This is a genomic window from Streptomyces sp. NBC_01450 (assembly GCF_036227505.1).
In the GTDB taxonomy this organism is placed as follows: domain Bacteria; phylum Actinomycetota; class Actinomycetes; order Streptomycetales; family Streptomycetaceae; genus Streptomyces.
Map to the genome: position 1 here is coordinate 1,743,892 of NZ_CP109481.1, position 14,657 is coordinate 1,758,548.

Annotated in this window: 15 protein-coding genes and 1 pseudogene; 10 read left to right on the forward strand and 6 right to left on the reverse strand. The window is 69.2% G+C overall.

Going from position 1 to position 14,657, the window contains the following annotated elements; translation table 11 throughout:
* The first annotated feature begins 10 nt into the window (after positions 1-10).
* On the forward strand, positions 11-832 hold the full coding sequence (gene yczE, locus OG568_RS56790) for a membrane protein YczE (RefSeq protein ID WP_329537816.1): 822 nt from the start codon (positions 11-13) through the stop codon (positions 830-832).
* A pseudogene (locus OG568_RS56795) lies at positions 804-2,546 on the forward strand (dolichyl-phosphate-mannose--protein mannosyltransferase). The gene yczE and the pseudogene OG568_RS56795 overlap by 29 nt, the downstream one beginning before the upstream one ends.
* 373 nt (positions 2,547-2,919) lie before the next feature.
* Here the strand turns inward: OG568_RS56795 and OG568_RS56800 are convergent.
* The 5 genes from OG568_RS56800 to OG568_RS56820 form a co-directional block, all read right to left on the reverse strand.
* A complete protein-coding gene (locus OG568_RS56800; protein WP_329538306.1) occupies positions 2,920-3,558 on the reverse strand; it encodes an isochorismatase family cysteine hydrolase in 639 nt (212 codons plus the stop codon).
* 312 nt (positions 3,559-3,870) lie between these two features.
* Complete coding sequence (locus OG568_RS56805; RefSeq protein WP_329537817.1) at positions 3,871-4,362, reverse strand: alpha/beta fold hydrolase; 492 nt, start codon at positions 4,360-4,362, stop codon at positions 3,871-3,873.
* 1 nt (position 4,363) lies between these two features.
* Positions 4,364-4,537, reverse strand: coding sequence for a DoxX family protein (locus OG568_RS56810; protein ID WP_329537818.1), 174 nt, complete (start codon positions 4,535-4,537; stop codon positions 4,364-4,366).
* 4 nt (positions 4,538-4,541) lie between these two features.
* A complete protein-coding gene (locus OG568_RS56815) occupies positions 4,542-4,934 on the reverse strand; it encodes a MarR family winged helix-turn-helix transcriptional regulator (protein WP_329537819.1) in 393 nt (130 codons plus the stop codon).
* Positions 4,935-5,128: 194 nt separating this feature from the next.
* Complete coding sequence (locus OG568_RS56820) at positions 5,129-5,689, reverse strand: NADPH-dependent FMN reductase (RefSeq protein WP_266434755.1); 561 nt, start codon at positions 5,687-5,689, stop codon at positions 5,129-5,131.
* Positions 5,690-5,862: 173 nt separating this feature from the next.
* On the opposite strand from OG568_RS56820, the gene OG568_RS56825 reads away from it, so the two are divergent.
* From OG568_RS56825 to OG568_RS56860, 8 genes are all read left to right on the forward strand, one after another.
* Entirely contained in the window at positions 5,863-6,330 is a 468-nt protein-coding gene (locus OG568_RS56825) for a MarR family winged helix-turn-helix transcriptional regulator (RefSeq protein WP_266434753.1), read from the forward strand.
* A gap of 631 nt (positions 6,331-6,961) precedes the next feature.
* Positions 6,962-8,068: a CE1758 family FMN-dependent luciferase-like monooxygenase gene (locus OG568_RS56830; RefSeq protein WP_329537820.1), complete on the forward strand. Its 1,107-nt coding sequence runs from the start codon at positions 6,962-6,964 to the stop codon at positions 8,066-8,068.
* A complete protein-coding gene (locus tag OG568_RS56835) occupies positions 8,065-8,679 on the forward strand; it encodes an FMN reductase (protein WP_329537821.1) in 615 nt (204 codons plus the stop codon). The genes OG568_RS56830 and OG568_RS56835 overlap by 4 nt, the downstream gene beginning before the upstream one ends.
* A 260-nt stretch (positions 8,680-8,939) precedes the next feature.
* Positions 8,940-10,295, forward strand: coding sequence for an MFS transporter (locus tag OG568_RS56840; RefSeq protein ID WP_329537822.1), 1,356 nt, complete (start codon positions 8,940-8,942; stop codon positions 10,293-10,295).
* A 50-nt stretch (positions 10,296-10,345) separates the two neighbouring features.
* A complete protein-coding gene (locus OG568_RS56845; protein ID WP_266593241.1) occupies positions 10,346-10,942 on the forward strand; it encodes a TetR/AcrR family transcriptional regulator in 597 nt (198 codons plus the stop codon).
* A 106-nt stretch (positions 10,943-11,048) separates the two neighbouring features.
* Entirely contained in the window at positions 11,049-11,429 is a 381-nt protein-coding gene (locus OG568_RS56850; protein ID WP_329537823.1) for a hypothetical protein, read from the forward strand.
* A 338-nt stretch (positions 11,430-11,767) separates the two neighbouring features.
* Positions 11,768-12,211, forward strand: coding sequence for a VOC family protein (locus OG568_RS56855; protein WP_266434739.1), 444 nt, complete (start codon positions 11,768-11,770; stop codon positions 12,209-12,211).
* A 97-nt stretch (positions 12,212-12,308) separates the two neighbouring features.
* Positions 12,309-13,760 (forward strand): dihydrolipoyl dehydrogenase family protein, encoded by a 1,452-nt coding sequence (locus OG568_RS56860; RefSeq protein WP_329537824.1) that lies wholly within the window; start codon positions 12,309-12,311, stop codon positions 13,758-13,760.
* A gap of 138 nt (positions 13,761-13,898) precedes the next feature.
* Here OG568_RS56860 and OG568_RS56865 read toward each other — a convergent pair whose 3' ends face one another.
* A complete protein-coding gene (locus OG568_RS56865; protein ID WP_329537825.1) occupies positions 13,899-14,582 on the reverse strand; it encodes a DedA family protein in 684 nt (227 codons plus the stop codon).
* Between the last annotated feature and the right edge of the window lie 75 nt (positions 14,583-14,657).

Genomic DNA, 14,657 nt, shown 5'->3' on the forward strand with positions numbered 1-14,657 from the left:
AGTTCCGTCCGTGAGCGCTGATGCTCCGCTCCCCCATGACCGCGCTCCGGAACATCCCACCGAAGCCGCTCCGGCACCGCACCTTCCCGCGCCACTCCTCGCCTACGTCCCCCTCCGTGAGCAGCCGCTGAGACGCCTTCCCCAACTGCTCATCGGGCTCGCCCTGTACGGATTCAGCCTCTCGGTCATGGTCCGGGCCTCGCTGGGCGTCAACCCCTGGAGCGTTCTCTACGAGGGGCTGGAGCAGCACACGTCCCTGAGCTTCGGCACCATCAGCGCCGTCGTCGGAGTTCTCGTGCTCCTGCTGTGGATCCCCCTCAAACAGAGACCGAAACTCGGCACCATCGCCAACATCATCGTCCTGGCATACTCATCGGATCTCGGCCTCTCACTCATCCCCGAGCACCTCGGACTCCCGGCCCGGGCCGGCCTGTTGGTCGGGGGTGTCCTCCTCAATGGATTTTCCATCGCTGTGTACGTCGGCGCGCGCTTCGGACCCGGCCCCCGCGACGGACTGATGACCGGAGTGTCCGGCATAACCACGCGCTCCATACGGCTCATCCGCACCCTGATCGAGATCATCGTGCTCGCGGCGGGCTGGCTACTGGGGGGAAGCGTGGGTATCGGCACCGTGCTGTACGCACTCACCGTCGGCGCCATCACCCAGTTCTTGCTGCCCAGGTTCGCTTACCGCGGCAACGACGCTCAACGCGAGCGAACCGTCCGGGCGGGGGTCGCACAGCGCGACGCCCGGCAGTACAGGACTGTCCTGCGCCGCCCCCCGCGGCCAGAACTCGGCCGCCATGCGCAAGGATCACCCGGTGACGAGTAGCAGCACGCAGCGTTCCCATGTCCTCGACAGCAGTCGTCCGACTGCGGCGCCCGGTAACTGGCAGGACCGGCTACGCCTGTTCGGATACGTCGGACGCCCCCGTACCGACATCCTCGAGCGCCTGGTTCCGCCCTTTCCCAAGCCGTCAACCCGCCTCTGGGAGCTCACACGCATCAATCCGGCACTGGCACACCGCGTCGCGAGGGTGATGGACTGGCTGGGGCCGGTACTCATCGCCGTCCTAGCCGGAGCGATCCGCTTCTGGCACCTCGGGCAACCGCGGGACCTCGTCTTCGACGAGACCTACTACGCCAAGGACGCCTGGTCGCTGCTGCAACTCGGCTACGAGGGCACCTGACCGGACCGCAAGATCGCCGACCCACAGGTCCTGGCGCACCCTCAGGTGATCCCGCTCTCCGACACCGGGTCCTTCCTCGCCCACCCGCCGACGGGCAAGTGGGTGATCGCCCTCGGCGAGGGGATGTTCGGCCTCAACCCGTTCGGCTGGCGCTTCATGACTGCGGTCCTGGGCACGCTGTCGGTGCTGATGCTGTGCCGAATAGGCCGCCGCCTGTTCCGGTCGACGGCACTGGGCTGCCTGGCCGGCGCGCTGATGGCGGTGGACGGTCTGCACATGGTGATGAGCCGCTCCGCTCTCCTGGACATCATCGTCATGTTCTTCGTACTGGCGGCGTTCGGATGCCTGCTGCTCGACCGGGACAACGCACGGGCCCGGCTCGCGGCAGCCCTCCCGGTGGGCGAGGACGGCCACGCGCGCCCGGATCAAGTCACAGGCGACCGCGCCGGGATGGGATCGCGTCCATGGCGGCTCGCAGCCGGCCTCTTCCTGGGACTGGCGGCCTCGACCAAGTGGAACGGCCTGTACTTCCTCGTCTTCTTCGTGGTCCTCACCCTGCTGTGGGACGTCGGCTCCCGCCGCGTGGCGGGGGCCCGCCGCCCGTACCGGGCAGTGCTACGCAAGGACCTCGGCTGGTCGCTGCTGTCCGTCGTCCCGGTCGCCGTGGTGACCTATCTGACGACGTGGACAGGCTGGTTCCTGTCCGACAACGGCTACGGACGGCACTGGGCAGACGGCCGCGGTGGCACCTGGTCGTGGATCCCGGCTCCGCTCCGCAGCCTGTGGCACTACGAGTACGGGGTGTACCAGTTCAATGTGGGGCTCCACACTTGGCACCGCTACGAGTCCAACCCATGGAGCTGGCTGATCCTCGGCCGCCCTGTGCTGTTCCACTACCAGTCGCCGAAACCGGGGCAGGACGGGTGCCACGCGACGGCCGACTGCTCGCAGGCGATCCTCGCACTGGGCACACCGCTCCTGTGGTGGACGGCATGCTGCGCACTTGTGTATCTGCTCTACCGGTGGGCGCTGCGCCGCGACTGGCGCGCCGGCGCCGTCCTGTGCGCGGTAGCTGCCGGTTATCTGCCCTGGTTCCTGTACCAGGACCGCACGATCTTCTCCTTCTACGCGGTCGCCTTCGTGCCGTACCTGTGCCTGGCCGTGGCGATGATGCTGGGCGCGCTGCTGGGGCCGCCGGGGGCGGGCGGCAGACGCCGCACACGGGGCGCGGTGGCGGCGGGCGTGCTTGTGCTGCTCATCGCCTGGAACTTCATCTACTTCTGGCCCCTCTACACCGGCACGACGATCCCGATCGACGACTGGCAGTCGCGTATGTGGCTGGACACTTGGGTCTAGGCGCCATCGACTTCGTCCGCCGCACCGTCACCTGCCCGAACGGGAAGATCAGCGGCAACTGGCTCGAACTCCCGCGAAGCCGGGCAGAACATCTTCCGTGCCTCACAGACCTGGCCGGAGGCGCACGGCAGGATCGGCCGGCTCATGGAGCGGCGGTGTCTCCACATCGGTACGAGTGAACGTCATCGCATTTCGTCAACGCCTGTCTGACGAAGTAGGTGCGGCCGCCGGCGGCATGAGGGCCGGACCACACCGACGAATCACTGAGGACTGAGGGCTCTCGCCACCGGCGGGAGCCCTCGCTCGCCGGGACCAGCGGCCCGTCGCGGCGAGCGCCGCGGCGGCCAGCGCCTTGTCGTACGGTTCCGTCGGCCTACGCGGCGGTCTTCTGAAGGGCCTTCAGAAACTCATCCGTGGTGAAGATCGCGTGGGCGTAGGCGGGGCCGTTGATGTCGAACGTCGCCCTCATCTCGTCCCACGAGAAGGCGCCGATGGCATCGCGGATGAGCGTCACGTGGTACCCCAGCTCCTGCCCGAAACGGGCGGTGGTGTCGACGCACGTGTTGGCCTTCATGCCGATGATCACGACCTTCTGGACACCGTGCTGCTTCAGCATCATGTCCAGGTCCGTGTTGGCGAAGCCGCTCGACGCCCAGTGCTGGCGCATGACCAGCTCGTTCTCCCGCGGCACGAAGTCCGGATGCCACTCGGCGCCCCAGCTGCCGACCGCGAAGGTCTGTCGCTCGACGACGTGCTGCTGGGTCGGGGACAGGTGATCCCACGTCTCGTAGTCTCCCGGCGCCGTCTGGTGGTGAGGCACGATGAACACGTGGAAACCCTGTTCGCGGGCGGCTGCGAGCACCGCCCGCATGTGGTCGAGAAGTTCGATCTCCTCTGCGACCTCTTTGACCTGCGGCCATATCTTTCCGCCGTCCGACAGGAAGTCGTTGTACGGATCGATGATCAGCAGGGCGGTACTTTCGGGCGGATATGTCACATCCTGGGCGTTCATCGCACCTCGGTTCTTCACTTGCGAACTCCCGGCGTATCGGCATGCCCTCGCCGGAACACCCCGCCGCCTCTCGGCGATCACCGCCCGCGAGGCGTGCTCGCTTCAGGGAAGCGCCGCTCCATCGTCTGCGCATCACTCGGTGTCGGCGGCCGCCGTCGCCCTCGTCACCCGGCCCACAGCCGGCCGCCGGAGGATGGGCACGGGTTCCACAGTTGTCACCCCCACGCTCTCACGCTCCCGATGCGACTGCATCTCGGTCGTGATCTCGTTGTCCCGGGGGCGGTACCGTCCCCAGACAGCGGTACGGGTGCGTCAGCCCAGGTCGGCGATGAACCGGGTGAGCATCTCCGCGAAGGCCTTCGGCGCCTCCAGGTGCGGTGCGTGCCCCACCCCCGGCAGGATCTGCACGGCGCCGCGCCAGAGCGTCGGCATGGTGAGTCCCTCCACATAGTCGAGGCTGATCAGCTGCTCGCCCTCGCCGTGCAGTACCGCGACGGGCCGCGTCAGCTCGGCCACCACGCGGATCTCGTCGGCGAACGTACCCGCTTCGATGCCCGCCAGGATGCCGGTGCGCGCCGCGCCGTCGGTGGCGAGTATGTCGGCGACGAGGTCCTCCGTGGGCAGGGTCGATCCGGGCGCCAGGAAACTCGCGGCGTACGACTGGGCCGCTTCCGCGTCGACTTCGGCGGTGAAACCCACGCCCATGGCGGGGTTCGGCAGGAACGCTTCGCCGACGTCGTCGGGCCCGCCGACGGGCGGAGTGCCGAAGAGCACGAACCCCGCTGCCTCGGGCAGTCGCCCCACTTCACGTGGTAGCCGATCGCCACACGAGGAGCAGGACGGCCATCCCGACGGCGGCCGCGATGCCCAGCGGCTGCCACCAGATGCCGGCCACCAGCCCCGCCGCCGCGGCCACCTCGACGAGGCCGATGAAGCGGACCAGCGCGGAGCTGAGCCCTTTCGCGACGAGCCCGTCCACGACGTCACCCTTGAACTGCGCTTTCGGCGCGCCCGCCGTCGAGGCCCGCGTCCGTGAGGACGGCGTTCCAGCCCCGGGCGTCCTGCTCCGACCTGACCCGCTGGACGAGACCCTCTTTTTCCAGCCGGTCCGCCAGGCGCGTCATACCACTGCCGGTCATCTCGACCGCGACGGCGAGATCGCCCATGCGCAGCTGCCGGCCCGGAGCCTCGGAGAGGTACACCAGAGCCAGATATTCGATCAGGGAAAGCCGCTGCTCCCGCATCATGTCGGCGTCGACGGCACGGGGCAGGGTGTAGATGACGCGACCGAGCGACCGCACCACGGCGTCTTCGTCCGCGGTGAGGGGTTGCTGTCCCGGTTCGGTGGGATCCGGCTGCCGCGCGTCGGTCGACACGAGTTCATGGTGATTGCCCGACAAAGTATCCCGCCAAGCTTGCTGGGGTGAGAGTCGAACGGTGCTCGTGTGAGAGCGGCATGATCTCACCGGCCACGGAACTCGCCGTGACAGTCGGTTTCGTCACGTGGGAACGACGGCGGCCAGACCTCTCCGCCGGGCCGCCGCCGTTTCCTTACGAGCAGGTGCGTCCGTTACGCGGCACGCAGCGGGGCGAGCGCCTTGCTCCAGGCCAGCACCTGGTCCAGCGTGGTGTTCAGCGCCTCCAGCTGGAAGTCGCCGGGCTTGAACACGCTGAAGTTCTCGAAGTCGTGGAAGAGCGACAGCGAGACCTGCGAACGCACGTCCGCCATCTGCAGTTCACCCGCGATCAGGCGCAGGTGCTCCACCGCGCGGGCGCCGCCCAGGCCGCCGTAGCCGACGAAGGCGACTGCCTTGTTGTTCCACTCCGCGTACAGGTAGTCGATGGCGTTCTTCAGGGCGCCGGACGTCGAGTGGTTGTACTCGGGCGTCACCATGACGAAGCCGTCGAACGAGGCGATCTTGCTCGCCCACTCCTGCGTGTGCGGCTGGGAGTACTGGCCGAGCGACGGCGGCAGCGCCTCGTCGAGGTGCGGAAGCTTGTAGTCGAGGAGGTCGACCAGCTCGAACTCCGCGTCGGTCCGCTTCGAGGCGATGTCGAACACCCAACGGGCGACAGCCTCCCCATTGCGTCCCGGACGGGTGCTGCCGAGGATGATTCCGATCTTGGTCACGCTGAACCCTTCGTGGAAATGAGCCGCGTCCGTTCCGGGCGTAGTTGTGGCCCTGGCAACCGGTTCGCGATATACTTGACTCGACAAGCAACATAGCACAAGAGGTTGTTCCGTCAAATAAGCACTCGGCCGGCAGAGGTGCTTTCCACCGCACACACGTGAGGTACGCCCCCATGACACCGAAGTCCACCCCGCCTGCGGACGCGCTACAACCGCTTACCGCCGAAGAAGAGGCCGTTGTACGCGCCCTCCCCTCCGTCCTCTACGCCCTGCCGCGCGCCATCGACGCCCAGATGCAGCGAGAGCAGCAGTTGTCCAACACGGAGTACCTGACCCTGATGTACCTGTCGGAGGCGCCCGACCGGCAGCTGCGCATGCACGAGCTCGCCGGCGCCATCGAGATGTCGCTCAGCGGTACGACCCGCATCGTGCAACGACTGGAGAACGAGGGCTTCATCGAGCGGCTGCGGTGCGAGACGGACGGCCGCAGCTGGCACGCCACACTGACCGACGCCGGCCTGGCCCGCCTGGAAGAGGCCTGGCCCACCAATCTGGACGCGATCCGACGGCACTTCCTCGACCACCTCAAGGAACTGGACCTCAAGAAGCTCGCGGCAGCCCTGCGCAACGTCGCCACCTGACCCGCCGCACACGGCCGCCGGAGTCATGCCGACCCGTATCCACTTCCCCTTCCGAGGTGTGACCCACAGTACAAGGCCTTGACACGTATGCCGCTCCCGAATCAAATATATATTTGCTGCGCGTAGCAATTGACTCGGTTGTTCACCCAAGTGTCGTGTGCCGCGCGGCCGTTCTCCGATTTCGCGAGTCGGCACACCATCGACCCTGGGGAAGGAAAGACATGACTCTCACCATCACCGACGTGCGGACCGGCCTCGCTCTGCCCGACAGCGCCGACGACCGTACGGGCAGGGCGGCACCGGGGCGGGCGTCCCGACGAGGACGGCTGCGCACCCGAACGCGACTCCGCGGGGCACGGCCGTCACCGCAGGACGGCCCGCGCGTCCGCCCGGGACAAGAACGCGGACCTCGGCTGGGAGCATCATGTCGCCGACGACCTGGCGGCCCTCGAAACACTGATCCTGCGCGAGAAGACACTGCGGCCTGAGCGCGCGCAGGATCTCTGAGAGCCTCCTCCGACTCGCGTCTCAGCTGATCACCCAGCCCCTCCGCACGCCGAGAACCCCTCTGCCCCGCCGTCGGCGGCAACCACCGACGGCGCCATCGACACAACACACAGGACGTATCAGGATGCAATTCGGAATTTTCGGCGTAGGAGACGTGGGACGCGACCCGCTGTCCGGACGGACGCCCACGGAACACGACCGGCTCAAGGCACTCGTGGAATACGCGAAGCTCGCCGACGACGTCGGTCTGGACGTCTTCGCGACCGGCGAGCACCACAACCGCCCGTTCGTCACCTCCTCCCCCACCACGCTGCTCGGACACATCGCGGCGCGGACGAAGAGGATCCTGCTGTCCACGTCGACCACGCTGATCACCACCAACGACCCGGTGAAGATCGCCGAGGACTACGCGATGCTCCAGCATCTCGCCGACGGCCGGGTCGACTTGATGATGGGCCGGGGCAACACCGGCCCGGTCTACCCCTGGTTCGGACAGGACATCCGCGACGGCATCGCACTGGCGGTGGAGAACTACGCCCTGCTGCGCCGGCTGTGGCGCGAGGACGTCGTCGACTGGGAGGGCAGGTTCCGCACACCGTTGCAGGGCTTCACCTCCACCCCGCGTCCGCTGGACGGCACACCGCCGTTCGTCTGGCACGCCTCCATCCGCAGCCCGGAGATCGCCGAACAGGCCGCCTACTACGGTGACGGCTTCTTCCACAACAACCTGTTCTGGCCCAAGGAGCACGTCCGGCAACTGATCGACCTCTACCGCAGCCGCTTCGAGCACTACGGGCACGGCCGCGCCGACCAGGCCGTCGTCGGCCTGGCCGCGCACCTGTTCGTGCGGAAGAACTCGCAGGACGCCGTCCGGGAGTTCCGCACCTACTTCGACGCCTCCTCGGCGTACGGGAACGGTCCGTCCCTGGAGGAGACCATGGCCCGCACCGCGGTGGTGGTCGGCAGTCCGCAAGAGGTGATCGAGCGGGTGCTCGCGTATCGCGAGCACGCGGGTGGCGCCTACCAGCGTCAACTGTTCAACGTGGACGGCATCGGCGTTCCGCGCGAAACCGTCCTTGAGCAGATCGAGTTGCTGGGCGACATCGTGCCCGTTCTGCGCAAGGAGTTCGCGGTGGGCCGCCCGGCCCACGTTCCGGACGCCCCTACACATGCCTCTCTCACCACGGCTGCTCAGGAGAAGGCCGCGCGGCCGGAAGAAGGCCCGCGATGAAGCGCACCGTCGCCGTCGTCTCGACGGGGCTGAGGCTGCCGTCCTCCACTCGTCTGCTCGCCGACCGGCTCACGGACGCCGCCCGCTCCGAGCTTGAGCGACTCGGCTCGCAGGTCGAGATCGTCGTCGTAGAGGCGAGAGACCACGCTCACGATCTGGTCAACCATCTGATGGCGGGCTACCCGTCACCGGAACTGCAAGGTGTGTTCGACTCCGTCGCGAAGGCCGACGGCCTGATCGCCGTGACGCCGACCTTCAACGCGTCCTACAGCGGTCTGTTCAAGCTGTTCTTCGACTGCCTCGACGACACCGTCCTGACGGACAAGCCCGTGCTGATCGCGGCCACCGGCGGCACCGGGCGGCATTCGCTCGTGCTGGAACACGCGCTGCGGCCGATGTTCACCCACCTGCACGCGATGACCGTGCCCACCGCGGTCTACGCCGCGACGGAGGACTGGGGCAGTGGAGGCGACTCCCAGGGAGCGCTCCTGAAGCGCGTGGCGCGAGCGGCCCGGGAACTCGCCGTCGCGACATCCCGCAGTGAGCCGTCCGGGCCTGCGGATCCCTATCGCGACCACGTGCCGTTCGAGCAACTGCTGGGCGGCAAGTGAGCCGGAGGGGCCCGCAGGCGTGGATCCGGCGTGAGCGGTGCGCGACGTGAGCGGTGCGCCGACTGTGCCGAGTGCCGTGCCTGCGGCGGGCCCCGCCGTGACGTGACGGCTCGCCGAACCCTGCTCCGCTCCCGCGGCACACAGCGACAGTCCGCACATATGGGGCTGGTGCGACACACCTCACGCTCTCCGATCTCATACTAGTCAGACAGGTCTGTCTAGTATGAGGGTCCCGCTTCGCCCTACTCGGAAAGTGACCCATGAGCCGCGCATCCACCTCGCGTCAGCCCGCCTCACCGGGTGCCCCGGTCAAGTCGTCTCCCGCGCACGCAGCGCCGCGGCGCCGGGCCCTGAGCCTGGGGCCCAAGGCCTCCATAGGCCTGCTGGCATCGATCCTCATATCGCTGCTGGCGTCGTCCAGCGCTCCGACCCCTCTTTACGCGATCTACCAGCAGCACTGGGGCTTCTCCCCCATCACCATCACCATCGTCTTCGGCACCTACGCGGTGGCCGTACTGGCCGCACTCCTGGTCTTCGGCAGGATCTCCGACCAGGTGGGCCGACGCCCCGTCCTCCTGATGGCCCTGCTCGTGCAGGTACTGGGGATGGTCGTGTTCATCACCGCCGGTGACGTGGGCACGTTGCTGGTCGGCCGCGTACTGCAAGGGCTGAGCACCGGCGCGGCGGTCGGTGCTCTCGGCGCCGGAATGCTCGACATCGACGCGCGCAAGGGCAGCTTCCTGAACTCCTTCGCCCCCACGCTGGGAACCGCGAGCGGCGCCTTCGCCTCCGGACTGATCGTGCAGTACCTGCCGGCCCCCACTCATCTCGTCTATGCCGTGCTCCTCGGTGTCTTCGTGGTGCAGGCGCTGGGCGTGCTCGCCCTGAACGAAACGGTGACCCGCAAGCCGGGCGCGCTGGCCAGCATGGTTCCCGAGTTCAAGCTGCCCAGGTCGGCCCGCGCGTCGGTGGCCATCGCCGCACCTGTGATCTTCGCGGTGTGGTCGCTGGCCGGCCTGTACGGCGCACTCGGCCCGGCCATCACCCGGACCCTGGTGCACTCCACCTCCGTGGTGTGGGGCGGGCTGCCCCTGTTCGTCATCGCGGGCTGCGCCGGCCTCGCCGTCGTGGTCCTGCGCAGCGCCGGGACCCGGACCATGATGCTCATCAGCGTCGGCACACTGGTCGTCGGCGTGACGATCACCCTGGTGTCCATCGGCTCGGGCACCGGCGGCACGCTCTCCGTGATCGGCTTCTTCGTGGGCGGCGCGATCTCCGGCGTCGGTTTCGGAAGCGGGTTCCAGGGCGGCATTCGGCTGGTCATTCCGCAGGTGGAGCCGCACGAGCGGGCCGGAGTCCTCTCCCTGCTGTATGTCGTGTGCTACATGGGCCTGGGCGTGCCGGCCGTGATCGCCGGCGTCCTGGTCGTGCACGGCGGTGGACTGATCCAGACGTCCAGGGAGTACGGCATCGCCGTCATCGTGCTGGCTCTCGCGGCCCTGACCGGGCTGCTGCTCCGCGGCCACCGGGTCGAACCGGCGCGGCGGATGTCGGTGGTGCGCGCGGAGAACGTCCCCTCCGAGGCAGCCCCTGTGGCTCAGGTCTCAGAGGTGTGACGGAGCTTTCCGGCGTTAGAATGAACAGGTCTGTCTGAAAGGGTGTGGCCATGGCGACCAGAACCGCGACCAAGCCGTCCGCACGCGAACGGCTGCTCGAAGCGGCCAACGAGCTCTTCTACGGTGAAGGCGTGCAGACCGTCGGCATCGACCGTGTGATCGAGCACGCCGGAGTGGCCAAGGCGTCCCTCTACAACACCTTCGGAAGCAAGGAAGGCCTCGTCTGCGCCTACCTGGAGCTGCGCTACGTGCGGATGAGGGACCGGATCACCACGGCCCTGACCCGCTTCCGCACCCCGCGCGAGCAGTTGCTCGGCGTCTTCGACGCCCTGGGCGAGGCGATCACCGACCCCGGGTACAACGGCTGTGCCTTCGTGCGGGCCACCGCCGAGACGGCCGAGGACAGCTCGATCCGCCAGGTCGCCGACACCTACCGTCTCTGGCTCCGCGGCCTGTTCACAGAACTGGCCACGGCGTCCGGCTACGCCGCCCCCGAGGCGCTGGCCCGGCAGCTCCACCTGCTGTACGACGGTGCGGGGCAGTCGGCGCGGATGGACCGTGACCCTTCCGCCGCCACGACCGCCCGGACCGCCGCGGCCGTCCTGCTCGACGCGGCACCACTGACGGCAGGCACGAGCACTCCGTAAGAGCCCCTCCCCCGGCCGGCAACACGCCCGGGGGGCAAGGGCGCCTCAGTCGCCGTCCGCCTGACTGACGATCACGGCCGGCGCTGTCCGGGAGCTCACTACGTACGTGCGCATCGCCGACTTCAGCTGCGCGCCGACCGTGCACGTACGTGTCCTCGCCGAGGTCGGGTGCCGCGAGCTCGAGCTCGGCGGCTGCGGCAAATTGGTCGCCGAGACCGAAGAGCACCCGTCCCAGCCGGCCAGACACCGCGGCGCGATCGGGCGAGCCGAGCCGGTCCGTCTCCAGGACGGCGCGCAGGGCGGCGACGGCCTCGGTCCGCCGCGCGTCTCCGCCGTAGACATCGACGAGACGAGTTCCACCGTGGCCGCCGCCGAGAGTGCGCTCCAGCGTCACCTCGTCCGCCCACTCGGGGAAACGCGGCCGCAACGTGCCTGCCAGTGCCGACAGTTCGAGGTCCGCCAGGTCGGCGCGGCTGCGCACGGCTAGCCGTACCGCGTCGACGATCGGGCCCAGAGTCAGCGCCTCGCGGAACGGAGGTCGCCGACGCACCTCGCAAGCGATGGGAAAGCCAAGCCGGGGGCGGGTCACGCTCCGAGTGGGCGCTCGCATGACCCTTCGTCAAATGCCGCCACCCGACGCAACCCTGACCATCACCTCCCGTGTGGCCCTCGTCGGCCTGCGTCACCGCCAGTTACGTCGGCCGATCGAGCGACCCCTTGCATCACCCCCTTGACCGGTTACGCAAGACGGTGTCATGATCTCACCGGTTCAACCGGTGACGCACACCTCGCGAAACCTCCCGTCTGCGAACAGAAGAAGCGAACATGGATCTGAAACTCGAAGTTGTGGTGCTGCCCGTCTCCGACGTCGACCGGGCCAAGGCCTTCTACGAGAAGGCGGGTTTCCGTCTCGATGTCGACTACGTCGCCGACGACAGCTACCGCGTGGTGCATCTGACGCCCCCCGGATCGCAGTGCTCGATCCTCTTCGGCACCGGCGTCACCACGGCCGCACCAGGGTCGGTACAGGGCCTGCACCTCGCCGTCTCGGACATCGAGGCGGCGCACGCCGAACTCGTCGACCGGGGCATCGAGATGAGCGAGATCTTCCACGACGAGGGCGGCGTGTTCCACCGCGGCACGGAAGAGGGACGCGTCAGCGGCCCGCACCCGGAGCGCGCCAGCTACAGCTCGTTCGCCGCGTTCAGCGACCCGGACGGCAACGGGTGGGTGCTGCAGGAGATCACGACCCGGCTCCCCGGCCGGTGACAGCGCGTCCGTCGACCGGACACGGCTGAGGACACGCGGGCTCCGGCCGACGCCTTCGCGCGGCGGCCGGAGCCCCTTTCGAACAACAGGAGCAATGATGAACGAGTCCGTCCGCGCCTACGACGTGGTCGTCATAGGCGCGGGACCGGTCGGCGAGAACGTGGCCGACCGGGCCCGTGCCGCCGGGCTCAGCACCGTGATCGTGGAACGCGAACTGCTCGGTGGCGAATGCTCGTTCTGGGCCTGCGAACCGAGCAAGGCGCTGCTGCGGCCGGTGGTGGCCCGCGCCGACGCGCGCCGCGTCGCGGGACTGGCCGCCGCCGTGCGAGGACCGCTGGACGTGGACGCGGTCCTCGCGCACCGCGACCGGATGGCCGCCTACTGGAAGGACGAGGACCAGGTCGACTGGCTCGACTCGGTCTCCGTCGACCTCGTACGCGGTCACGGCCGGCTCACCGGCCCACGGCAGGTGTCGGTGCGGACCCCGGACGGAGGCACCGTCCGGCTGAGCGCCCGGCACGCCGTCGCAGTGTGCACAGGTACCGGCACGGCCCTGCCCGACATACCCGGCCTCGACACCGTACGGCCGTGGACCAACCGCGAGGCCACCGGCGCCGACCGCGTACCGGGCCGTCTCGCCGTGGTGGGCGCGGGCGTGGTCGCGGTCGAACTGGCCACCGCCTGGCAGGCACTCGGCTCCCAGGTGACCCTGCTGGTCCGCGGCGCCGGCCTGCTGACGAGGATGGAACCGTTCGCCGGTGAACTGATCGCCGACGGGCTGCGCGAGGCAGGCGTCGACATCCGGCTGGGCACCGAGGTCACCGCCGTGAAGCGCGTGGGCGGCGCGGACGACGAAGTACGGATCACCCTGGCCGACGGAGAGGAACTGGCCGCGGACGAGATCCTGTTCGCCACCGGCCGCGCGCCGCGCACCACGGACGTCGGCCTGGAGAGCGTCGGTCTCACCCCGGGCGGCTGGCTCACGGTGGACGACACGTGCAGGGTGACCGCCGTGGCCGACGGCTGGCTCTACGCCGTCGGCGATGTCAACCAGCGGGCCCTGATGACCCACCAGGGCAAGTACCAGGCCCGGATCACCGGCGCGGCCATCGCCGCCCGCGCCACAGGAACCCCGCTCGACGACGCCCGCTGGGGCGCGCACGCCGCGACGGCCGACCACGCCGCCGTGCCGCAGGTCGTCTTCACCACCCCCGAAGTGGCCTCCGTCGGCCTCACCACGCACGAGGCGCGGCGAACCGGACGCCGGGTCGAGGTGGTCGACTACGAGATCGGCCGGCTGGCGGGCGCACAGCAGTACGCCAAGGACTACCGCGGTCGGGCCCGGATGCTGGTCGACACCGACCGCGGCACCGTGGCCGGCGTCACCTTCGCCGGACCCGGAGTCGGAGAACTCCTCCACTCGGCCACGATCGCCGTCGCCGGCGAGGTGCCCCTGGATCGGCTCTGGCACGCGGTCCCCGCCTTCCCCACCATCAGCGAGGTCTGGCTGAGGCTCCTGGAGACCTACCGGGACAGCAGAGCGCAGTGACATGTCACAACACATGACCTTTGGGCTCGGGTCGCCAGAAGCGATCGACCAAGCCTTCCGGAGGCAGCAAACGTGATCGTGGTGACCGGCGCGACCGGCAACGTCGGCCGTGCCCTGACTCGGGACCCCGAGCGGGCCTCACTCCCGGAGGAGGCCGAGGTGGTGCGGTTCCGGCCGGAGGACCCCGCGGCCCAGTTCGCCGGGGCTACGAGCCTCTTCCTCTACGCCCAGGCGAGCTCCGTCCCCCTGCTGGAGGCGGCCCGCGCCCAGGGAGTCCGCCACGTCGTCCTGCTCTCGGCCGTCGCCGAGCGGGCGCCCGGCGGCATAGGGCACGAAGGTCCGCGCGAAGCCGATGAACTTGCTCGTGATGACCGTGGCTCCGCCGTGGTGGGCGAGGAAGGCGCGGGCACGTGCGGTGCGGTGGCCGGTTGAGGCTCCCGGCGTCCGTGGCAGGCCGAAGCGGCGCGCGCACCGGCGGCCCAGTGCGTAGCCGAGGCCGTCACCGGTGACGGCTCCGGCCACCACGACGGCCGTGAGGAGGAAGGCGTTCAGTTCGCCCCGGCCGGCGACCGCGGCGGCGAGGAGGATGGCCGTCTCGCCGGGCACCAGCAGCCCGATGAAGGCGCTGGTCTCACTGGCCGTCAGGACGAACACCACGGCGTACGACCACCAGCCGGCCGCCTCGATCACACCGTTGAGGTGCATGGCCGTCAGCCCGCCCCAACGGCGCGGAATCGGGGGTGCGGACGTGGGCGGGGTGGACCGGCGTCCCTGCCGTTCGGCCGGACGGTGCGACCTGGCCGGCGCCGGGGTCTTGGGCACGCGGCCGCAGCGTCCCGACCTGTCCCTCCGGCTCCCAGACATCCGCGGGGCGCCGGCGTACCAGGTCCTTGCGCG